The following is a 20497-nucleotide window of genomic DNA, read 5'->3' on the forward strand; positions in this document are numbered from 1 at the left end:
CGGTTGATCGTTCCGGCACTACCTTCGGCAGCATGACGCACACACAGCGCTTCGAGGGATACGGCGTTCTCGTCACCGGCGCGGCCCGCGGCATCGGCGCGGCCACCGCCCGCCGGTTCGCGGAGGAAGGGGCACAGGTCCTGGTCACCGACGTGGACCTGCCGGCAGCGGAGGGGACCGCCGCCGCCCTGCGCCGACCGGGCCGCACTGCGGAGGCGTTCCGGTGCGACGTGGCGGACCGGGCGTCCGTCGACGCGGCCGTCGTACACGCCGTCACCGCCTTCGGCACGCTCGACGTCCTGGTCAACAACGCCTTCCGGTGCACCCCCGACGCCCCGCTCTTCGAGGACGAGTCCGATGAGGTGTGGGCGGCCGACCTGGACGTCACCCTGACCGGCGCGTACCGCTGCGCCCGCGCCGCCCTTCCGCACCTCGCGGCCTCCGGACGGGGCGCCGTCGTCAACATCGGCTCCGTCAACGGACTGCAGGACTTCGGCAACCACGCCTACAGCGCCGCCAAGGCCGGCCTCGGCTCCCTGACCCGCACCCTCGCCGGACACGCCGCCGCGCGCGGGGTCCGCGTCAACCTCGTGGCTCCGGGCACCGTACGCACGACGGCCTGGGAGGGCCGGGACGACGAGCTGGACGCGGTGCGCGGGCAGTACCCCCTCGGCCGGATCGGCGAACCCGAGGACATCGCGGCGGCCGTCGCCTTCCTCGCCTCACGCGACGCGGCCTGGATCACCGGCACGACGCTCACCGTCGACGGCGGCCTCACCGCGGTCAACACGGGGTTCCGCCAGGCGACCGGACGACGTAGGAACGCTTAACGGTCTCTGTAGATCTTTTCACTTGTCCTGCGACGACGGTGTCGGGCAACGTTCTTCCGTGCTGTCCGACTCCCCATGGCGCAACGCCGACTTCCGCAATCTGTTCGCCGCGAGCACGCTCAGCCAGCTCGGCGTGAACGTCACCTACGTCGCCGTCCCCTTGTTCGCCGTTGCCGCGCTCGACGCCGGTCCCGGCCAGGTCGGGGCCCTGGCGACGCTGAGCACCCTGGCGTTCCTGCTGATCGGGCTCCCCGCCGGGGCCTGGGTGGACCGGATGCGGCACCGCCGGGTACTCATCGGGGCGGACCTGGCCCGCGCGTTCCTGTTCGCCTCCGTCCCGCTCGCCTGGTGGGCGGACACGCTCACGCTCGGCCAGTTGTACGCCGTCGTCCTGCTGAACGGGTGCGCGACTGTCTTCTTCGACGTCACCTCACAGAGCACCCTGCCCCGATTGGTGGGCCACGGAGCCCTCGTCCGGGCGAACACCGCCATGGTCAGCCTCCAGGCGATGGGCAACGTCGCCGGACGCAGCGCAGGCGGTGCCCTCGTCCAGTTGCTCAGCGCGCCCGTGGCCGTGTTCTGCGCGGCGGCCGCCCACCTCGCCTCGGCCCTCCAGCTCACCTTCGTCCGCCGTGAGGAGACCCCGCCCGGTCGCAGCGCCGGGCACGCCGGACTGCGCGCCCAGATCGTCGAAGGCCTGCGGCACGTCTTCGGCAACCCGGAACTGCGCGCCCTCGCCCTCACGGCCGCGCTGACCAACCTGGGCATGCAGATCGTCAACACCATGCTGCCCGTCCTCTTCGTGCGCGAACTCGAGCTTCCCGCAAGCGCGTTGGGACTGTTCTGGGCGGCGGGCGGCCTCGGCCTGCTGTTCGGCGCCCGCTGCGCCCGAACCGTCTCCGGGCGACTGGGATACGGCCGTACCCTCGGGTTGGCCGGAGTGTTCCTGGCGCCCGCCGGACTCCTGGTGCCGCTGATCGGCCACGGCCCCTGGCTGTGGATCGCCGGTGCGGGCTGGGTCCTCGCGCTGTTCAAGACCGGCATGGACAACGTCCTCGGCGTGAGCCTGCGCCAAGGAATGACGGCCGACGGCCTGCTCGGCCGTATGAACGCCACATTCCGGTTCGTCCTGTCGGGGTCCCTCGCAGTCGGCGCCGCCGTGTCGGGCCTGATCGGTGAGCTGGCCGGCGTACGCCCGGCGCTCTGGGTGGGCGGGGCGGTGCTGGCGACGGCGTTCCTGCCGGTCTACCTCTCCCCGGTACGCACCCGCCGCGAACTCCCGACCCGGCAGCAGGCACCGGCCGTCGGTGCGTCGGCACCGAAGTGACAGCACCCGGTCCACGAGTGAATGTCACCGTTTCGTCGCAGCGTGAGCGGCGCTACAACCGACGGCGCCGGGCACGGGTCTAGCTGGCGAAGAACATAGGAACGCTTGAGCAAAACCGGGCAGATTCATGCAAAAGGGAAGGACCGCCATGGGGGACATACGCCGACGGGGAGCCGTCGCACTCGGGGTAGCCGGACTGGTGGCACCGCTCACGCTCGCGCTGGGCGCCACGCCCGCGCAGGCCGCGAGCTGCACCACGCAGACCGGCCCCTACCAGAAGCAGGTGGAGAAGTTCCTCGGCCGGCCGGTCGACGGCAAGCAGTCCGCCGCCGACTGCAAGGCCATCCAGGCCTTCCAGAACAAGCACGGCATCACGCCGAACGCCGGGTACGCGGGCCCCGTCACCTGGGGCGTGATGGACCTCATGAACAAGCAGAAGGCCGTCGGCACCAAGCCCAACAAGGACGGCAAGTGTCCGGTCAACAAGGGCCGCATCGCCTGCGTGAATCTGACCCTCCAGCTGAGCTGGATCCAGGACGGCACGAAGCTCGTCTACGGCCCCGTCCCGGTCCGCACCGGCCGCAACGGCTACGAGACCCGCACCGGGCTGAAGAAGATCTACTGGCGGGACATCGACCACGTCTCCAGCATCTACGACGTGCCGATGCCCTACAGCCAGTTCTTCGACGGCGGCCAGGCCTTCCACTCGGTCGGCGTCAGCATGTGGAACCCGCCCGGCTCGCACGGCTGCGTCAACATGACCTCGGCCACCGCCAAGAAGTACTGGTCCCTGCTGAAGAACGGCGACGACGTCTTCGTGTACGGCCGCAAGCCGGGCACCTGAGGAAGGCACCCGGCCCGCGCGCGCCCCGGCTACTCGGGCGCGTCCCCGAAGTCCAGGATCTCCAGCCTGGCCCCGCCCTGCCGTGCGGAATCGTGCGCGACGATGCCCGGCAGGGTGTAGCGGGCGGCCACCCACGCGTTCACCGAGGGCAGCGTCCGCGTGTTCACGGCGGTCACGAAGTCGTCCACCAGGAAGTGGTGGCTGCCCTCGTGACCGTTGTGGAGGTTGTCGAACTCCCGCGGCAGCCGCGCCCGGTCGTGCACCGGAGCCGACCCCGAGGTGAAGGCGGCCCGAAGGTCCGGCGCGATGTGCTGGAGCGAGGGATCGTCGGGGGACATGGTGGGCTTGGGCTCGAGGAGCTCACTGATGTCCTTCACCCCCTTCTTGTCCTGCCACAGGGCGACGGTGGCGAGCTGCTCCATGCTCCCCTCCGTCCCGAAGAACCGGAATCGCGACTCCCGTATGTGGGAGGGATAGCCGACCCGCCGGAACTCGTTGGTACGGAACGAGCCGCCGCCCGCCACCTCGAACAGGGCGGTCGCGTTGGAGACGTCGTTGCCGAACTGGCTGACCTCCTTGTCGAACACGCCGTCCCCGCGGTCGTCGACGACGCCGATCGCCGACACGCTCACCGCGTGCGTCTGCCAGGCACCCAGCACCCCGCCGATCGAGTGCGTCGGATAGAGCAGCGGGGGATAGCTGGCGGTCGACTTCCAGGCCTCGCCGCCGCTGTACTGGTACGCCTCGTAGAACCCCAGGTCCATGTCGTGGACGTAGTCGCCCTCGGCGTAGAAGAGCCGCCCGAAGGCGCCCTCGGCGATCTGGTTGCGGGCGTGCACGGTCGCCGGGTTGTACTGGCTGGTCTCGCCCATCATGTACGTCAGTCCGGTCGCCTTGACCGTGTCGATGATGGCCGCGATCTCCTCGGTGGTGATCGCCATCGGGACCGCGGAGTACACGTGCTTGCCGGCGTTCAGGCCCTCCACGACCAGGGGCCCGTGCGTCCAGCGCTGGGTGAAGATCGCGACCGCGTCGACGGCCGTCGACTCCAGCATGGCCTCGTACGACGGGAAGGTGCCGGTGAGGCCTTCCGCGGCGGCGAGTTGCTCGGCCCGTTCGGGGAGCAGGTCGGTGACGTAGACGTCGCGGACGCCGGGATGGGCCAGGAACAGCTTGGCGAACTGGCCCGAGAACTGTCCGGCGCCGACGATGCCGAGGGAGAACGTCATGGATGGCGTGCCCTTCACTGGTCGATTGACTGGTCGGTTCACTGATCGAGAATCAGGTTGATCTGATCGGTGGTCTGGTCGAGGCTGCTCACGGACTTGTTGTTGCCGTAGATGTCCTGCATGGCGGGGTGCATCAACGCGAACATGTCCGCCGAGTAGTTGGTGATCGGGAAGGAGAAGGTGGTGAAGTCCTTCTTGTCGGCGACCGGCTCGGTGAAGGCCGTGACGTCGATGCCCTTCTTCTTGTAGGCGGCCACCGCGGCCTTCGTGCCGTCGGGCGTGGCCGGGAAGACGATGCCGTAGCTGCCCACGGTCTTCTGGCACGCGTCGGACGACAGGTACTTCACCCACTTCAGAGCGCCCTGCTTGTTGGGGGCGTTCTTGGTGACGGAGTCCCCGAGGCCGTTCATCATCGTGGCCCGTTTGCCGGTGGGACCGACAGGGGTGAAGGCGGTGCCCACCTTCAGGCCCTTGACGCCGTAGTACGTCGAGATCATCCAGGCACCGTCGAATGCTGCGGCCGCCTTTCCCGCGGCGACCTGCGCGTTCGCCGGATTGGCGCCCGCGCTGTAGTCCGTGAGGGGGGCCAGGTAGCCCTTCTTGGCCAGGCCGAAGTACCACTTGACGACGGACTGGAAGGTCTTGCTGTCGTACTGGTACTTCGTGCCCCACCGCTTCTTGTCGGTGTAGGTCCAGCCCGCGGAGGCGGCGAAGTTGCTCCACTGGGTCTGGCCGTCGCCGTCCCCGCCGCCGCCCGTCGCGAGGCCGTACACCTTGACGTGGTGCCTGTCGAAGCCCGGTTCGTCACCGCGCTTGCCGTTCCTGTCAATGGTGAGACGGGCGATGGCCTTCTCGAAGGTGCCGCCGTCCTTCGGGTTCCAGGAGAGGGTGTTCAGCTCCTGCGCGGTGAGCCCGGCGGTCTTGGCCATCTTCTGGTTGTAGAAGAGGGCGACCGTGTCCCAGTCCTTGGGAGCGCCGTAGCTGTTCCCGTCCTGGCCGGTCCAGTTGCCGGCGAGCCCGGACTGGTAGTCGGACGGGTCGATGCCCAGGTCGTCGAGTGGTTCCAGCACCTTGAGATCGGCGAACTGGCCGAATTTCTGGATGTGGTCGGTGAACACGTCCGGTTGGGTGCCCGCGATGAAGCTCGCGGTGAGTTTGGTCCAGTAGTCGTCCCAGCCGAGCTGCGTGATCTTCACGTTCAGTCCCGGGTTCTCCGTCTCGAAGCCCTTCGCGCAGGCCTGGTAGGCGGGCAGCTGGTTGGCGTCCCACAGCCAGTACGACACCGTGTTCGCGGACGACCCCGCGCCGCCTCCCTTGGCGCAGCCGGCCGTCAGGGACAGCGCCAAAGCTCCGGTCAACGCCACGACCGTACGAATTCGCATGCCCGTCCCCTTACTTGATTCCGGTGAAGCTGATGGAACTGACGATGCGGCGCGCGAAGATGCCGAAGAGCACGACCATGGGCAGCGCGGCGATGAGTGTGGCCGCCATGAGGCCGGACCAGTCGTAGCCGGTCTGCGGCGTCTGCGCGCGGAAGATGGCCAGTGCCACGGTGAGCACGCGCGAGCTGTCGCTGTAGGACACCATCAGCGGCCAGAAGTAGTCGTTCCAGGAGGTGATGTACGTCAGGACGCCCAGGGTGAGGACGGGAGTGGACGCCATCGGCAGCATCACCCGGAAGAAGATCCGGATCTTTCCGGCGCCGTCGAGCAGAGCCGCCTCCTCGACCTCGCGGGGCACGTTCATGAAGAACTGCCGCAGGAAGAACACCGCGAACGGCGTCATGAACATCGTCGGCAGCGAGATACCCAACAGGGTGTCCACCAGGCCCAGTTGTTTGATGAGCACGAAGTTCGGGAGCAGGGTGAAGATCGCGGGCACCATCAGCCCGGCGAGGAAGAGCCCGAACATCTTGTCCCGGCCGCGCCACCGCAGGCGCGCGAAGGCGTACGCGGCCATGGCGGAGAAGAAGATCTGGCAGACGGTGATCAGGGTGGAGACGATCACCGAGTTGATCAGGTAGCGCCAGAACTTCAGACCGCCGCCCGCCCCGCCCTGGGCTATCGCCTCCTTGGTGGACTGCAGACCCAGGGCTCGCTCGAAACCCCCGGACGTCAGGTCCACGGGCAGGGGATCGCCCGGGTGCGCGGCGAGCGCGGTGTTGGTGGACAGCGCGGTGCGCAGGATCCAGTAGAACGGCAGCAGGGTGATGAGCACGATCGCGGCCATCGCCGCCCAGGCCATGATCCGGCCGAGGGAAGGCCGGCGCCTGGTGGTGGGTCGTACGGTCGTCGTGGTTGCCACGGCAGCCATGTCGGTGTCTCCTTCCCCGTCAGCCGAGGTCGGTCTGGCCGGCCCTGGTGAGCCGGTACTGGACGAAGGTGATCGCGCTCAGCACGACGAGCAGGGCGACGGACATCGCCGAGGCGTAGCCGAACTGGAAGCGGCCGAAGGCGGCGCCGTAGATGTAGTACTGGAGCACGTTGGTGGCGTTCGCCGGTCCGCCCAGGGTCGTCACGGCGACCGTGTCGAACACCTGGAACGAACCGATCACCGTCATGATCAGTACGACCGCCAGGACCGGCCGCAGCAGCGGCATCGTGATCCGCCAGAACATCCGCCACTCGCTCGCGCCGTCCATCTTGGCGGCCTCGTACATGTCGCCCGGGATGGCCTGGAGCCCGGCGAACAGCAGCAGCGCGGTGTAGCCGACGTGCCGCCACACATTGATCAGAGCGATCGTCGGGATCGCCCAGGTGTCGTCCGCGAGGAACGGGATGCGGTCGAAACCCAGTCCCGAGATGATCTCGTTGCCGATGCCGAGCTGAGTGTCCAGGATCCAGAGCCAGACGATGCCCGCGACGACGTTCGCCATCAGGTACGGCGTGAGCACGATTCCGCGCAGCACCGCCGACTGCGTCAGCCGCTGGAGCAGGACGGCTATGGCGAGCGCCGAAACCGTCTGCACCCCGATGTTGATCAGCACGTACTCGACGGTGACCTTGAGCGAGGCCCAGAAGATCGGGTCCTGCACCATGCGCACGTAGTTGTCGAGGCCCACCCACTCGGGCGGCGTGAGCAGGTTGTAGCGCGTGAAGCTCAGGTAGATGCCCCGCAGCGTCGGCCACAGCAGGAAGACCAGGAAACCCAGCAGGGCGGGCGCGATGAACACTGCGGCGAGCCGCCCGTCGCCCCCGCGTTCGTGGACCTTCGCCCGGTCCGTCCTCGGCTTGGTCCCTGCCCTCTCGGCGCTGCCCAGGGGCAGACGCGACGGAGGGCTACTGGAGGCGATGGTCATCGGGAGACTCCCTCGTCCGCGGCGGCTCGTCCTCGGGCACTTACTTTTGTCGCGGAATAAACCAGGCGTCAAGAGGCATGCAAACATCTTTTCCAGGCCTGGCGAGAGGTCGTAGGATGGCCACATTGCTTTTACAACGAAAGAAAATCTCTGTGGGAGTCTGACCTACATGACCGCAGGTGCCGCCAGCTGGCTTCCCCTGAGCCCGGGTGAACGCTCGGTGGCGATCGAGGTGCTCGTCCACGGGCCCCTGTCGCGTACCGACCTCGCCCGACGGCTCGACCTCTCCGCGGGCAGCCTCACCCGGCTGACCAAGCCGCTGATCGAGTCCGGCCTGCTGGTCGAGGTCCCCGAGGCGGGCACCCCGGCGGAGGCCCGCCAGGGGCGCCCCTCGCAGCCGCTCGACGTCGTCGCCGAGTCCCGCTCCTTCCTCGGCTTCAAGATCACCGACGACATGGTCTACGGCGTCGTCACCACCCTCCGCAGCGACATCGTCGCCCGCCACGACCGTCCGCTCACCACCCACGAACCCGCCCGGGTCGCGGACCTGCTGGCCGAGATGACCGGGGAGCTCACCCGTTCCCACCCCCGGACCGCGGGCATCGGCATCGGGGTCGGGGGCCTGGTCCAGGACCGGGCCGTGGTGGGGGAGTCCCCCTTCCTCCACTGGCGCGAGGTCCCGCTGGCCGCACTCGTCGAAGAGCGAACCGGGCTGCCGGTCGTCGTCGAGAACGACGTCGCCGCCCTCGTCGAGGCCGAGACCTGGTTCGGTGCCGGCCGCGGCCTGGACCGGTTCGTCGTCCTGACCATCGGCGCCGGTATCGGCTACGGCCTCGTCCTGGGCGGCAAGCGGGTGCCGTACGCCGAGGAGGACCGCGGCTTCGGCCGCCACTGGATCGTGAACCCCAACGGTCCGCTCACCCCCGACGGCGAACGCGGCAGTGCCGTCTCGCTGCTGACCATCCCCAACATCCGCTACCAGGTCCAGGCCGCCACCGGCCGCGACCGCACCTACGAGGAGATCCTCGCCCTCGCCGCGGCGGCCGACCCGATGCCCGCGCGCGTCATCGAGGAGGCCGGGCGCGCCCTGGGGACCCTGGTGGCCCAGATCGCCAACTTCGTCCTGCCCCAGAAGATCCTGCTCGCCGGCGAGGGCGTCGGCGTGATGGACGTGGCCGGCAAGACGGTCGAGGAGACCATCCGTGCCCACCGGCACCCGCTGGCCGCCCCGATCGACCTGGAGACGAAGGTGTCCGACTTTCACGACTGGGCACGCGGGGCGGCCGTGTTGGCGATCCAGGTGCTGGTGCTGGGAGCGGCGCAAGTGTGAAGTCCGCCACGGCGCTTGGCATATGGACGTGATCAGCGACACGGTCCGAAATGCCCTATTGGCTCGTGATTACTCACATCGCCTTCACGTCCGGAGTCGTATGCTTCACATCATGTCCACCAGTGTTGAACCCGCTACCGAACGTTCGGCTGACGAGGTCAACGAGGAGATCAGGGCCCTGTGGCTCCGGTCGGGCGGGACACTGAACGGCGAGCAGCGCGAGGAGTACCGGCGGCTCGTCCTCGAGTGGGCCGCCGCGGCCCCGCAGTCCTCGGAAGCGGCCTGAGCGCTCCTCGAAGTCCCGCCGCCCCTCCTCGAAATCCCTCCGCTATTTCTGAGTTCCGGAGTCCGCTCCCGCCTCCCGGCGGAGCCCGCCGGGCATCACCGCGTCCGTCCGGGGCACTCCTGCCCGGATGGGCCCCCTTCTGGCACTGGCCTCGGCCGCCTGTTACGGCATCGTCGACTTCGCCGGCGGACTGCTGTCCCGGCGCGCCCACTTCGCCGCCGTCACCTTCCTCGGCCAGGTCGGCGGACTGCTGCTCGCCCTCGCGGCCGCCCTTCTTCTCCGTCCCGCCGACACCGTCCGGTCGGCCGATCTTGTCTGGGGCGCACTGTCCGGCGTGGGCAGCGGCACCGCCATGCACTGCCTCAACCGCGGCCTGAGCCGCGGCGCGATGAGCGTCGTGGTGCCGGTGAGCGCGGTCACCGGGGTCGCGCTGTCCGTGCTGTGCGGGGTGCTCCTCGGCGACCGGCCGACGCCCCTGGCGTGGGTGGGCATCGCTGTGACCGTGCCCGCGCTCTGGCTGGTCTCCGCGGGTGACAGGGAGGCCGGCGGGGGAGTGCCCGACGGTCTCCTCGCCAGCGCCGGCGTCGCCGTCCAGTACATCGCGCTCGCCCAGGCGAGTCCGTCGAGCGGGCTGTGGCCGGTGGCCGCGGGCCGGGCCGCCGCCGTACTCGTCCTGCTGCCCGGCGCGGTAAGGCACGTCGGCCGCCTGCGGATCCCGCCGCGGCTGTGCGCCCAAGCGCTCCTGGTCGGTTCGGGAGCCGCACTCGGGCTCATCCTGTATCTCCTCGCCGCCCAACGGCAGTTGCTGGCCGTCGCCGTGGTCCTCGCCTCCCTCTATCCGGCTCTCCCGGTCGTCCTCGGACTCGCTCTGCTGCACGAGAAGGTCACCCGGAGACAGACGGCCGGCCTGCTGGGGTCGGCCGCGGCCACGGTTCTGCTGACCGTCGGATGAGCCGGGCCGGTCAGCTCCACGTGGCCGAGTAGTACCGCCGGTACGCCTTGCGGTCCTGCTCCGCCCGGATGTACCGGGTGGCCACCAAGGCGATCAGGCTGCCCGCGATGACCAGTAACCCGGGACCGACGTTCCTGCTGTCCGTGAGCCGGGACAGCAGCGGCTCGCCCGCCGTCCCGCCCGCCACCGGTGCCGACGCCCCGGGATTGGCCGCGCCGGGGGCGATCGAGCTCTGTGTGGCCGAGGCCGACGGTGTCGGCGAGGGCGCCGCGCTGCCGCCCGCGGCGGGGGTCGCCACGAGCAACTGCACGTCGAGTTCGGTCAGCGCCTTCGTCACCGGCTGGAAGAACGTCGTACCGCCCGCCTGGCAGTCCCCGCTGCCGCCCGAGGTCACGCCGAGCGCGATCCCCTCGGAGAACAACGGCCCCCCGCTGTCCCCGGGTTCGGCGCACACGTTCGTCTCGATCAGGCCGGTGACCGTTCCCTCGGGGTAGTTGACCGTCGCGTTGAGCGCGGTCACCTGGCCGTCGCGCAGCCCGCTCGTACTGCCGCTGCGGAACACCCGCTGCCCGACGGACGGATCGGCCGCGCCCGTGATCTGCACTCCCTTGCCGTCACCGATGGCCACCACGGCGGCACCGTCGCCCGCCCGGCCGTCCGCGTACTGCACCAGGGAGTAGTCGTCGCCCGGGAAGCTCTGCGTGACCGTCTTGCCCACCTGCTCGTTGCCCCCGTTGTCCGCGAACCAGACGGAACCGGTGGGTCCGCAGTGCCCGGCCGTGAGGATGAAGTCGCGCTGCCCGTCAGTCACGTTGAAGCCGGCCGAACAGCGTCCGGCCGTCGACAGAATCGGCAGCGCGCCGTTGAGGCGGGGGGTGAACGTGCCCTCGGTGCGTTCCATACGGACGAAGGCGCCGATGCCGTCCGCGACCCGCGTCATCCTGGACCAGTCGGCGGCCGAGACGGTGCTGTCGCCTCGGACCACGATCTGGTTGGTCCGGTAGTCCATCGCCCAGGCCGTGCCGGCCACCCGGGGCGCCGAACGCAGCGTCTGAGTCGCCGACTTGAGCTCGTTCATGCTGTGCGAGACGACCTTCGGCTCGGCCCCCGCGCTGCGGACCTCGGCGGCGGCCTTCGGGTCGGTGACCGCGACGACCGGCCGGCCGTCGTCGCCGATCCAGGTGCCCGCCGTACGGGAGCTCCCGAGCCGCGAGACGAGACCGGCCCCCGTGTCGGCCGCCTCCTGGGCGTACGTCCGCGGGACGGCGGCGTCCGGAGACTCGCTCGCCATGGCCCGTGTGACCATCGTGCCTCCCAGGAGGAGTCCGCCGACGGCCGCCAGCCGTGTCACTCGCCGGACGACCCGTCGTCGTGCGTGCCTCATGCATGGCTCCCGAACCCGAACACACGGTGTGAACACCGCGGGGCCCTCCGGTCGTTGAGCACCCACCATCCATACGCGGCCGGAGACCGCCGTGTTCACGGCACACGTGATCTCTCCGAATCCGCCGAGGCGCGCCCCCCTCCCCCCACCGGCCTCGACCGGCCGACAGGACGGCGGAGTCGACGGGTGCGCCGCCCGGCTCGGGCCGGAGCCGCGCCCAGTTGAGCTCGTCGCTCCTCACGGACGCCGTACCGACGTCGGGGCGCAACGGCGTGGTGAGCGCCAGATCGCCGCGTCCGTTCGGCTCGTCCGAACCGATCCTGCGGGCGACACCCGCGAGGAAGCCGGCGAGCCACACCCCCGGATCCTGACGCGCGATCACCATCCGCACCCCCGCCGGCCGACCCCGGTCCGCCGGGCCGACACCGACGTGCCGGGCCGACCCCGGTCCGCTGGACCGACCCCGACGTGTCGGCCAGGCACCTGCCCGCGATGGCGTGCCGCCCCGGCGAGGCCACCTACTGGCCCGGCTCGACTGCCGTGCACTGGATCTCGGCGACCCGGCGGACGTGTTCCAGCGGCGCGGCCGGGCGGCGCTCAACTCCGGGCTCCCGTGCGGCACCGGCGGGGCCGGACACGCACACCTGGCTGCGGCGACTTCGCCGGAGATCATCGAGCGGGGTGTGCGACGGATGGCGGCGGCGCTGCGCTGACGCGGCCGCGCGCGGCCGCGGGATGCCGTGGACCGCTCGGCGTGCCGCTCCGCCCTCTCCCCGCCCGGTGCGACGGCCTAGACTGCCCGCCATGGACGACACGCCGCTGGAGCGGCTCGGTGCGGGCAAGTATCTGCTGATCACCAGCTATCGGAAGAACGGCACCGGAGTCGCCACCCCCGTGTGGGTGGTCCGCGACGGGGACGCGCTCGGTGCCTGGTCGGCCGCCGACGCCTGGAAGGTGAAGCGGATCCGGGCGCGCGGTGACGTCCTGGTCGGTCCCTGCGACGTGCGCGGCAACCCGACCGGCGACCAGATGCCCGCCTCCGCCGAGATCGCCGACGCTGAGACCACCGCCCGCTACCGGCGGCTGATCGCCCGCAAGTACGGCATCGTCGGCCGCCTCACCCTCCTCGGCAGCCGGCTGCGCCGGGGTCTGGACGGAACGGTCGGGATCCGCGTGACGCTCTGACGTACGGGACACGGACCTCCCGGCCCGTGCCCCGTACGCGAGCGGCTTACGACGCGTCCAGCACCGTGCCCGTCAACACCGGGCGGTCCGGCAGCGGCTCGGCGTCGAAGTCGGTCGGCACGAGGCGCATGGACTCCGTCGGTTCGGCCAGCTGGTCCCGCACCGTCTTCACGGTGAAGTCGATGCTCGTGCTCCCGGCCGGGATGCTCATCCACACCCACAGGTTCGCGTCGGACAGCGGGCGCTCCGGGTCCGGCGAGTCACCGGAGTGGTCGAGGAGCCACTGCGGGTCCACGTCCTTGGTGGACAACTCGGCGCCCTCGGAGACCGCAAGCACCCGGACCGGCTGCCAGATCTCCACGTCGGCGGGCTCGGCCAGGGACATCCGCCAGGTCAGCGTCTCCCCCTCGGTCACCCGGTCCGCGACCGGCGTCAGGGTGATCTCGGGTTCGGGGTCGTCGTTCTCCGCCGTCACGCCGCCCCGGTGCGAGCCGACCACCGCGTTGCGTACCGCCTTCACGACGATGTCGTGCCGCACGTCGTCGGCGAAGCGCGTGTTGCCCTTCACCTCGACCGGTACGTCGATGGCGTTGCCGCCGGGCCGTACCGTCACCAGCTGGTCCGTGACAACGTCGGTGTCCGGATCAAGGACGTACACCCGGACCTGGCCGCTGCCGCGCCCGGAGATCTCGACCGGGACGCGGTAGGTGCGGGTGCTCGAGTCGCCCTCCTTGACGAGCGTGCGGCCGACGTCGACGCGCGGTAGCGCGGCCGCCTTCACCGCCGGAGTACCGGGGGCCCAGCCCCAGGCGTCCATCAGCCAGGCCTGTCCCGACTGCGAACGGGGCGTCAGCTCGAGGGCCCTGACGTGCCGCAGGTCGAGACCGGCCCGGGTGGCCGCGGTCAGCGGGACGCGGACCTCGCGCGCCCAGTACGAGGCGGTGCGGTTGCTGCCGGGCAGCCCGTCCACCTGTACCCGGCCGAGCGTGGCCCGGCGTCCGGCAGCGTCGGTGACGGACACGTCGAGCTTGGTGCCGGTCGTGTTCGGCGGCACGAAGACCCGTAGCGCCAGGTCCTTGGAACCGGCGAGGGAGAGCGGCTTCGCGGGGCTGACGCGAGCAGCCGTACCCGGCGCCGACCACTTCAGCGCGACCGCGCGGCGGCCGGTCTCCCGCCCCGTCTCCCACCACGCGAAGTGCGGCGAGGAACCGGCGGCCTCGGGGTCCAGGCAGGCGACGGCCGGGTCGGGGTCGATCGCCGAACACAGCTTGGCGCCGGTCACCTTGACCGGGCCGTCCGGCAGGAACCCGGCACCGCGGCGCGCACCGACCGCGTGGGTCAGCACGCGGGCGGGATCGGCGGAGGGGGCCCGCCTGCCCGAGCCGTCGAGCAGCGGACGCACCCGGTCGTCCCCGCCGACGAACAGCCTGGCCGCGGCGGCGACGTAGGTGGCCCCCGCCCGATGCTGCTGGTCGGCGGTCAGCCGGGTCGCGGTGCCCGCCGAGCACACCGGGTCCGGCTGCTCCTCGTCCTCCCAGAAGTCGTCCCCGGCGGGCGCCTCGGCCTGGCCCGGCGTCCACTCGCTGTTGAAGTAGTTGTGGTTGGCGCCGACCATGTAGACGGCACTGTGCAGCGCGGTGCCCCCACTGATGCCACGTGTCCCGTCGACGTACACCTCGCCCTGGAGGTCGGACACGTCGCCGTCGCAGCCCGGCAGGATCGTCACCGAGGGCACGTCGGCGACCGGATTCTGGCCGAAGATCGTCGGTCCGATGAGCACGGTGCCGCGCACCTTCCAGCGCACCGGGCCTCGGTAGCCGTCCTGCGCGGCGGGCGGCGGGTAGAGGCTGTCCATGGCGGCGCGGTTCACACCCTCGCCGCCCCGCGAGTGGCCGACGAGCAGGACGCGGGAGAGGTCCGCCTTCGGCGCTTCGCGCACGACGGCCGGGGCGGTGGCCCGGTGCGCGGACCAGTCGGCCCATCGGGCCAGGTGTTGGCGCACCAGAGACGAACGGGCCTGGGCGCCGCCGTCGTCGGCGGTCCAGTCCTGTCCGTTGATGCCGTTGGCCGAGATCGACACCGTCACATAGCCCTGCGAGGCCAGGAGTTTCTGGTCACGCAGGTAGCCCTTGTGACTGGGGATCGGCTTCGTGCCGACCGGGCAGGGCCAGTCACCGGTCACGTCGTCCTCGGCGCCGGGCTTGTAGCAGGTGGCGTGACGGCCGTGCAGGAACAACGCGAGCGGGCGACTGCCGGTGGCGCCCCGCGGGGCCACCACCTCGGCACGCATCTCGACGGGAGCGGCGAACCCGGGCAGTTTCACCGGGTCGAGGTCGTATGCGCCGGTGACCGTGCGGTACGAGCCGGGCTTTCCGGGGTCGACACCGCCCGCCGGCAGTGCGGCCGGCGGCTGCCTGGCGGCCAGGGACTCCCGCTCACGGGGCTGGGCGGGCCCGTCGGCCGGCGCCGTATCCAGCCGGCGCCCGCTCGCCAGCACCTGAAGGTCGGTCAGACGCTCCGAGGGGGCCTCGCCGAGGTCCAGCCGGAACGTCCGGCCGTCCTTCCCGGCCTTCGGCACCCCGAGCAGCCGGCCCTCGGCATGGAACTCGACACGAGCGTCCCCCATGGGCACGGGCTTCGGCGCCCGCCAGACCAGCTCACGGGCGGCACCCTCCCCGCCGAGCCGCCAGCCCGGCGGCAGCCCGCCGTCGGCGTTCGCGCTCAACGGCCCTGCTTCCGTTGGCTGTCGAGCCTGTGCCAGTCCGGGCGATCCCGCCAGGGCCGCCAGCACCGCCACGGCGGTCACACATATTCGCCGGGCACGGATCAATGGTTCCCCTCCTCAAAACCCAAGCGCAGGCGCCCCGTTCGTCCCGGGAGCCTCTCGCGTCACAAAGGACGGAAGGGAGGGGCTGTGGGTTGTCTGTGAAGCGGAGCAGTCGGCGGCCGAGCGATGCGATCAAGCCAGTGGGAGGGGGAGGACTAGTGGGCAGCGCGAAGGGGGAAGCGCTTTCCATGAGCCGAACCACCCACCACCGCGCAGCGATCGTCGGTACCGGTCACCGCGCCCAGATGTTCACCCGGGCTCTCGCCGAACGCCCCGACCACCGCGTCGCCGCCCTGTGCGACCCGAGCCCGACCCGGATGACCTTCCACAACCGGCTGCTCACCGAGGCCGGCGAACCCGCGGCCACCCAGTGGGAACCCGACGACTTCGCCGACCTGCTCGCCGAAGAGGACATCGACGAGGTCGTCGTCACCACCGTCGACGCCGAACACGACCGCTACATCGTCCCGGCTCTGAAAGCCGGCTGCCGGGTGGTCACCGAGAAACCCATGACCGTCGACGCCGAGCGCTGCGCCCGCATCCTCGACACCGTCCGCGCCACCGGCAACACCCTGACCGTCGCCTTCAACTACCGCTTCAACCCCGCCCACGAGAAGGTCCGCTCCCTGCTCGCCGACGGCACGATCGGCGACGTCCTGTCCGTCCACTTCGAGTGGCTGCTCGACGTACGCCACGGCGCCGACTACTTCCGCCGCTGGCACCGCGAGAAGCGGCACAGCGGCGGCCTCATGGTCCACAAGTCCGGCCACCACTTCGACCTGGTCAACTGGTGGCTCGCCGACCGGCCGCAGGAGGTCTTCGGCTACGGCCGGCTCGCGTTCTACGGCAGTGAGGCGGGCGGGCGCCACGGACTGCGCCGCGAGTACGACCGCGCCCACGGCGCCGCCCCGGCGGCCGAGGACCCCTTCGCCCTGGACCTCGCGGCCGACGACACCCTGCGCGCCCTCTACCTCGACGCCGAGCAGGACGACGGCTACGTCCGCGACCGCAACGTCTTCGACGGCCCCGTCACCATCGAGGACGACATGGCGGTCCTCGTCCGCTACGCCCGCGGCGCGACGATGACGTACCACCTGACCGCCTACTCCCCGTGGGAGGGCTACCGGGTGATGTTCAACGGCAGCGCGGGCCGGCTGGAGCTCGAGGTGGAGGAGAGCCGCTGGCAGCCGCCCCGCATCCGGATCACCTCCGGCAGCGGCGCCCTGCACGGCGACAGCGCCGCCGAGCACGCGGGCGGGGCACGGCTCACCCTGCGTCCGCTGTGGCGGCCCCCGGTCGACGTTCCGCTCGAAACCGCTCACGAAGCCCATGGCGGAGGCGATCCGCGGATGCTCGACGCGCTCTTCGGGTCCGTGGCCGCTGGGGCGCCGACGGACATCGCGGCCGCAGGACACCCGACGGCCACCGAACGCGACGGTGCTCTCGCGCTGGCCGTCGGACTGGCCGCCAACCGGTGCTTCGAGACGGGGCGGCCGGTGGGGGTGGAGGAGGTGGTACCCGGCGTGTGAGCGCGGTGCGGCGCTGCGTCGGGGAGGCCCGGCGGCCGGTGCGGCGTGGGCACCGCCTGCGTTGATCCGGCCGCGGATCCCGCCCGGCCATAGATTCCCGCCCCGCCGCCGCTTCCCGCCGGCGGGTGGTTCCCGACGGGGTCGACGCTCGTCAGCTCCAGGCGCGATAGGGCTCGTCGAGCAGCTGGAAGACCGGCTCGCCCCGGACCGGGTCCTTCGCGGTGGACAGCCGGACCCGGTCCCCGCTGTGGATGCCGATGGGCGGGCCCATGACCCGGCCCCGCAGGACGAAGCCCTCGGCCATCTCGATCAGTGACACGTTCCGGGCGGCGGGGGTGTTGCGGTGCACCACCGTGGAGTGGCGGACCGTCCCGGTGCCCTCGCTGCGCTCTGTCCGCAGGTCGCTGCCCTGGCAGACCGGACACAGCAGGCGGTGGTACATGGCGGTGCCGCACCAGGTGCAGCGCTGGAAGAGGATGGCGTCCGTGTCCGCGCTCCTGCGATCCGGCGTCCTCGGATCCAGTAGGCCCGTCGCGAAGCCGGCTGACTGACGGACAACGCTTCCTGAGGGGTGGTACACGCTGGTCAACTCCCTGCGCTCGGCCGGAATCCCACGTGCGCGGATCACCGTGCACGCACGTGCCCGGTCGCCGTGCCACCGTGCACGCCCTCAGCGTATGGCACTCAGTGCCACTCGTAAAGGCACTCCGTACCCCTGATCTGAAGAGCTTCGGCTGATCCGCGGGGCGTCGGCGCGGAGGTGCGCGTGCCGGGGCTGACGTCAGTCGCGCGCGAGCGTCGTCTCGATCTCCTGGACGACCCGCCACAGCGGCGCCCCGCGCCGGGAGACGACGACCACCACGTCCTCCGGCTGCTCGCCGGCGAGAGAGGCGGGCGGGCTGCCGAAGGCGGACTGGACATAGCCGAGGGCGTGGTCGACCGTCGTGCTCGCGTCGCCCTGTCCGTCCGAACGCAGCCAGGAGCGCAGCGCGTTGTTGTGCGCCGCGACCACGGCGGCGGCGATCACGTCGGCCTGCAGGGTCCCGTCGCGGCGGCCGGTGAACCGGCCCCGCAGATACTCGGCCAGGGCCCGCTCATAGCGCCACACCACGGACAGCTCGTACGCGCGCAGGCCCGGCACCTTCTTGGTCAGGCGGTAGCGCTGCACGGAGAACGTCGGGTTCTCGGCGTACATCCGAAGCACCATGCGGGCCGCGTCACAGACCCGCCCCACCGGTTCCTCCTCGTCGTCGCCGGCGGCCAGGAACTCCGTCATGTCGGCCAGGCACCGCTCGTGGTCCGGGAAGACCACGTCCTCCTTGGAGGGGAAGTAGCGGAAGAAGGACCGGCGTCCGACTCCGGCCAGCGCCACGATGTCGTCGACCGTGGTCTGCTCGTACCCCCGCTCCAGGAACAGCCGGAAGGCCGCCGCGACCAGCGCGTCCCGCATGGGCGGTTTCGCGACCGCCGCCTCCGCCTTCTCGCCGCGACGGGACGCCGCGCTGCTGGAGCTCATGGACGGGAAAGTAGCACCTGACCGCGACGGATGGCACTCAGTGCATAGATATGGGGGAACTGAGTGCTCTGCGTATTCGCCAAGTCGCCGTCGAGGCATCGCCCGCCGGGATCGCGGCCGCCGGAAGGGGCGCCTTTTCGTTCGACATACACCAGTCGCATACGATCGGCTCCCCGCGCCTCCGAGGAGTCCCCCATGCCGGCCGCCCGCCCCCGCCTTCTGTACGTCACCGACCTGGCGTACCAGGCACGCGGGCGGCGCTACTGCGACGAGGACATCTTCCTCACCGCCCGTCTGCGCGAGGACTTCGACCTGGCTCTGTGCCACCCGCGGGACGCGGCCGCGCTGATGGACGCCTTCGTCGTCGTCGTCGTCCGCAACAGCGGTCCGGTCCTCACCCACCAAGAGGCGTACGACGCGTTCCGTGCGCGGGCGCTCGCCAGTGGTGCCCGCGTCTACAACCAGCTCTGCGGCCGGGCCGACATGGTCGGCAAGCAGTACCTGCTCGACCTGAGCGCCGCCGGACACCCGGTCATCCCCACCGTCGACCGCCCGGAGGACCTGCACCGGCTGCCCGAGACGGAGCGGTACGTCGTCAAGCCCAAGCTCGGCGCCGACTCCGTGGGCCTGCGGATCGTCCCCGCGGACGGCGTGCGTGACCTGGTGGACGGGAGCGTCCTGGTGCAGCCGTGCATCGACTTCGCCTACGAGGTGTCCTTCTACTTCGTCGACCACCGCTTCCAGTACGCCCTGTACGCGCCCCACCCGGACCGGCGCTGGCAGCTGGAACCGTACGGACCCACCGCCGACGACCTGGAGTTCGCCCAGCGGTTCATCGACTGGAACGCCATCGACCACGGCATCCAGCGGGTCGACGCCTGCCGTGCCCCTGGCGGGGAACTCCTGCTCGTCGAGCTGGAGGACCTCAACCCCTACCTGTCCCTGGACGCCCTGAGCGACAGGGACAGGGACGCCTTCGTCAGCGCGATGAAGGCGTCCCTGCACCGGTTCCTCGCCGCGGAACCGCCCGCGGTCGCCCCGGCCTGACGCCGCGTGCTCTCCTCCCGGCGCAGCTGTCAAAGCCCCGGGCACTGAACTCCCCGTGCGGCAGGCGCGTATCACTTCCCGGGGGATGCCGGCGGTCCCTGCGAAGGGGACGGAAGGAGAGCTGTATGCCGACACCTACCGAGCGCGGGCAGCCGCCCGAGCGACCCGGAGGCGAGCCGCTCGAACCGGTACGGGTGCTGCGACCACGCAACACCGACGCCCTCGCGGAGCTCATCAGGGAGTTCCGGGAGCAGAGCGGGGGGTACCGGGAGCCCGTCGACGGCTATGAAGTGGTGGCGCTGCCTCGCCCCGAGGCGGAGACTCAGGAACTGCCTCCCGTCACCGGCCACGGGCGGGTGACGCCGCGCGGCGGTCACCCGGCGCCGCGAGACGGTCATCCGCTGAGGGGCGGTGGCCGACCGGTACGGGGCGGCGGCCCCGTCGGACAAGTGCCCGGCCTGCGTCGCACCACCGTCGTGGCTGCCGTGGCCGCGGCGGCGCTGGTCGGCTTCGGCTGCGCGTTCCTGCTGCCCGACCGGAGCGACGCCGAGGCGGCACAGCCCCCGCTCCCGTCCACGACCGCGTCCGCTTCCGCCGCGCCCACGCCCACCGCCTCGGCCGCGACCGACCCCGACGGCCCGGGCACCCTCCGCGAAGGAGCCGCCGGGCCCGAGGTGACCGACCTCCAGCAACGCCTCCTGCGCATCCCGGACGTCTACGACCAGGGCTCCACCAGCGGCAGCTACGACGCCGACCTGACCGAGGCGGTGGCCCGCTTCCAGGTCTGGTACGGCATCCGCGGCGACGAGACCGGCGTCTACGGCGACGACACCCGACTCGCACTGGAGTCCCGTACGGGCGGATGACGGGAGGCCGTTCGGACGGTTCGTCCACGTGTCCGGACGGCCTGGGC

At 71.0% G+C, this 20497-nt stretch carries 19 protein-coding genes; 11 read left to right on the plus strand and 8 right to left on the minus strand.

The annotated features are described in order from the left end of the window. Positions 1–32: 32 nt before the first annotated feature. From ACFWWR_RS05995 to ACFWWR_RS06005, 3 genes are all read left to right on the plus strand, one after another. Complete coding sequence (locus ACFWWR_RS05995) at positions 33–830, plus strand: SDR family NAD(P)-dependent oxidoreductase (protein ID WP_383868137.1); 798 nt, start codon at positions 33–35, stop codon at positions 828–830. Positions 831–888: 58 nt separating this feature from the next. Then, positions 889–2157: an MFS transporter gene (locus ACFWWR_RS06000; protein ID WP_384302174.1), complete on the plus strand. Its 1269-nt coding sequence runs from the start codon at positions 889–891 to the stop codon at positions 2155–2157. A gap of 148 nt (positions 2158–2305) precedes the next feature. Next, the gene (locus ACFWWR_RS06005) at positions 2306–3001 is read left to right on the plus strand and encodes a L,D-transpeptidase family protein (RefSeq protein WP_383868133.1); all 696 of its coding nucleotides are present in this window, start codon (positions 2306–2308) and stop codon (positions 2999–3001) included. A 29-nt stretch (positions 3002–3030) separates the two neighbouring features. Here ACFWWR_RS06005 and ACFWWR_RS06010 read toward each other — a convergent pair whose 3' ends face one another. From ACFWWR_RS06010 to ACFWWR_RS06025, 4 genes are read right to left on the minus strand one after another with little or no spacing between them, the layout of a single operon-like run. Continuing rightward, entirely contained in the window at positions 3031–4230 is a 1200-nt protein-coding gene (locus ACFWWR_RS06010; protein ID WP_383868131.1) for a Gfo/Idh/MocA family protein, read from the minus strand. Positions 4231–4268: 38 nt separating this feature from the next. Continuing rightward, on the minus strand, positions 4269–5612 hold the full coding sequence (locus tag ACFWWR_RS06015) for an ABC transporter substrate-binding protein (protein WP_384302176.1): 1344 nt from the start codon (positions 5610–5612) through the stop codon (positions 4269–4271). Between the two features lie 10 nt (positions 5613–5622). Then, positions 5623–6543, minus strand: coding sequence for a carbohydrate ABC transporter permease (locus tag ACFWWR_RS06020; protein WP_383868127.1), 921 nt, complete (start codon positions 6541–6543; stop codon positions 5623–5625). 19 nt (positions 6544–6562) lie between these two features. Next, on the minus strand, positions 6563–7528 hold the full coding sequence (locus ACFWWR_RS06025; RefSeq protein ID WP_383868125.1) for a carbohydrate ABC transporter permease: 966 nt from the start codon (positions 7526–7528) through the stop codon (positions 6563–6565). Between the two features lie 169 nt (positions 7529–7697). On the opposite strand from ACFWWR_RS06025, the gene ACFWWR_RS06030 reads away from it, so the two are divergent. The 3 genes from ACFWWR_RS06030 to ACFWWR_RS06040 all read left to right on the plus strand — a co-directional run bounded on the left by ACFWWR_RS06030 (position 7698) and on the right by ACFWWR_RS06040 (position 10096). Next, positions 7698–8858, plus strand: coding sequence for an ROK family protein (locus ACFWWR_RS06030; RefSeq protein ID WP_384302178.1), 1161 nt, complete (start codon positions 7698–7700; stop codon positions 8856–8858). A 100-nt stretch (positions 8859–8958) separates the two neighbouring features. Further along, the gene (locus ACFWWR_RS06035; RefSeq protein WP_217237898.1) at positions 8959–9144 is read left to right on the plus strand and encodes a hypothetical protein; all 186 of its coding nucleotides are present in this window, start codon (positions 8959–8961) and stop codon (positions 9142–9144) included. 127 nt (positions 9145–9271) lie between these two features. After that, complete coding sequence (locus tag ACFWWR_RS06040; RefSeq protein ID WP_383868121.1) at positions 9272–10096, plus strand: EamA family transporter; 825 nt, start codon at positions 9272–9274, stop codon at positions 10094–10096. 10 nt (positions 10097–10106) lie between these two features. Here the strand turns inward: ACFWWR_RS06040 and ACFWWR_RS06045 are convergent, their stop codons facing one another. Then, a complete protein-coding gene (locus ACFWWR_RS06045; protein ID WP_384302180.1) occupies positions 10107–11480 on the minus strand; it encodes a S1 family peptidase in 1374 nt (457 codons plus the stop codon). 497 nt (positions 11481–11977) lie between these two features. Between ACFWWR_RS06045 and ACFWWR_RS06050 the strand changes: the two genes are divergently transcribed. Continuing rightward, a complete protein-coding gene (locus ACFWWR_RS06050) occupies positions 11978–12193 on the plus strand; it encodes a hypothetical protein (protein WP_383868117.1) in 216 nt (71 codons plus the stop codon). Positions 12194–12284: 91 nt separating this feature from the next. Next, complete coding sequence (locus ACFWWR_RS06055) at positions 12285–12665, plus strand: PPOX class F420-dependent oxidoreductase (protein WP_383868115.1); 381 nt, start codon at positions 12285–12287, stop codon at positions 12663–12665. Positions 12666–12711: 46 nt separating this feature from the next. Here the strand turns inward: ACFWWR_RS06055 and ACFWWR_RS06060 are convergent, their stop codons facing one another. After that, on the minus strand, positions 12712–15495 hold the full coding sequence (locus ACFWWR_RS06060; protein WP_384302182.1) for an alpha/beta hydrolase family protein: 2784 nt from the start codon (positions 15493–15495) through the stop codon (positions 12712–12714). A 185-nt stretch (positions 15496–15680) separates the two neighbouring features. On the opposite strand from ACFWWR_RS06060, the gene ACFWWR_RS06065 reads away from it, so the two are divergent. Further along, positions 15681–17021, plus strand: a complete 1341-nt coding sequence (locus tag ACFWWR_RS06065; RefSeq protein ID WP_383868111.1) for a Gfo/Idh/MocA family protein — start codon at positions 15681–15683, stop codon at positions 17019–17021. 151 nt (positions 17022–17172) lie between these two features. On the opposite strand, the gene ACFWWR_RS06070 is transcribed toward ACFWWR_RS06065, so the two are convergent. Together ACFWWR_RS06070 and ACFWWR_RS06075 are read right to left on the minus strand one after the other, a co-directional pair. Continuing rightward, positions 17173–17601: a Zn-ribbon domain-containing OB-fold protein gene (locus ACFWWR_RS06070; protein WP_383868109.1), complete on the minus strand. Its 429-nt coding sequence runs from the start codon at positions 17599–17601 to the stop codon at positions 17173–17175. 201 nt (positions 17602–17802) lie between these two features. Then, complete coding sequence (locus ACFWWR_RS06075) at positions 17803–18537, minus strand: TetR family transcriptional regulator (protein WP_383868107.1); 735 nt, start codon at positions 18535–18537, stop codon at positions 17803–17805. 195 nt (positions 18538–18732) lie between these two features. On the opposite strand from ACFWWR_RS06075, the gene ACFWWR_RS06080 reads away from it, so the two are divergent. Then, positions 18733–19584, plus strand: a complete 852-nt coding sequence (locus ACFWWR_RS06080; protein WP_384302184.1) for a hypothetical protein — start codon at positions 18733–18735, stop codon at positions 19582–19584. Positions 19585–19709: 125 nt separating this feature from the next. Beyond that, complete coding sequence (locus tag ACFWWR_RS06085) at positions 19710–20450, plus strand: peptidoglycan-binding protein (RefSeq protein WP_384302186.1); 741 nt, start codon at positions 19710–19712, stop codon at positions 20448–20450. The last annotated feature ends 47 nt before the right edge of the window (positions 20451–20497 follow it).

It is taken from the genome of Streptomyces sp. NPDC058678, from assembly GCF_042714835.1.
Classification (GTDB): Bacteria; Actinomycetota; Actinomycetes; order Streptomycetales; family Streptomycetaceae; genus Streptomyces.

What these genes read in the sequence shown, in the direction of transcription:
- ACFWWR_RS05995 (WP_383868137.1), top strand. Translation starts at nt 33, where the DNA reads ATGACGCACACACAGCGCTTCGAGGGATACGGCGTTCTCGTCACCGGC.
- ACFWWR_RS06005 (WP_383868133.1), top strand. Translation starts at nt 2,306, where the DNA reads ATGGGGGACATACGCCGACGGGGAGCCGTCGCACTCGGGGTAGCCGGA.
- ACFWWR_RS06010 (WP_383868131.1), bottom strand. Translation starts at nt 4,230, where the DNA reads ATGACGTTCTCCCTCGGCATCGTCGGCGCCGGACAGTTCTCGGGCCAG.
- ACFWWR_RS06015 (WP_384302176.1), bottom strand. Translation starts at nt 5,612, where the DNA reads ATGCGAATTCGTACGGTCGTGGCGTTGACCGGAGCTTTGGCGCTGTCC.
- ACFWWR_RS06020 (WP_383868127.1), bottom strand. Translation starts at nt 6,543, where the DNA reads ATGGCTGCCGTGGCAACCACGACGACCGTACGACCCACCACCAGGCGC.
- ACFWWR_RS06025 (WP_383868125.1), bottom strand. Translation starts at nt 7,528, where the DNA reads ATGACCATCGCCTCCAGTAGCCCTCCGTCGCGTCTGCCCCTGGGCAGC.
- ACFWWR_RS06030 (WP_384302178.1), top strand. Translation starts at nt 7,698, where the DNA reads ATGACCGCAGGTGCCGCCAGCTGGCTTCCCCTGAGCCCGGGTGAACGC.
- ACFWWR_RS06035 (WP_217237898.1), top strand. Translation starts at nt 8,959, where the DNA reads ATGCTTCACATCATGTCCACCAGTGTTGAACCCGCTACCGAACGTTCG.
- ACFWWR_RS06040 (WP_383868121.1), top strand. Translation starts at nt 9,272, where the DNA reads ATGGGCCCCCTTCTGGCACTGGCCTCGGCCGCCTGTTACGGCATCGTC.
- ACFWWR_RS06045 (WP_384302180.1), bottom strand. Translation starts at nt 11,480, where the DNA reads ATGAGGCACGCACGACGACGGGTCGTCCGGCGAGTGACACGGCTGGCG.
- ACFWWR_RS06055 (WP_383868115.1), top strand. Translation starts at nt 12,285, where the DNA reads ATGGACGACACGCCGCTGGAGCGGCTCGGTGCGGGCAAGTATCTGCTG.
- ACFWWR_RS06065 (WP_383868111.1), top strand. Translation starts at nt 15,681, where the DNA reads ATGAGCCGAACCACCCACCACCGCGCAGCGATCGTCGGTACCGGTCAC.
- ACFWWR_RS06075 (WP_383868107.1), bottom strand. Translation starts at nt 18,537, where the DNA reads ATGAGCTCCAGCAGCGCGGCGTCCCGTCGCGGCGAGAAGGCGGAGGCG.
- ACFWWR_RS06080 (WP_384302184.1), top strand. Translation starts at nt 18,733, where the DNA reads ATGCCGGCCGCCCGCCCCCGCCTTCTGTACGTCACCGACCTGGCGTAC.
- ACFWWR_RS06085 (WP_384302186.1), top strand. Translation starts at nt 19,710, where the DNA reads ATGCCGACACCTACCGAGCGCGGGCAGCCGCCCGAGCGACCCGGAGGC.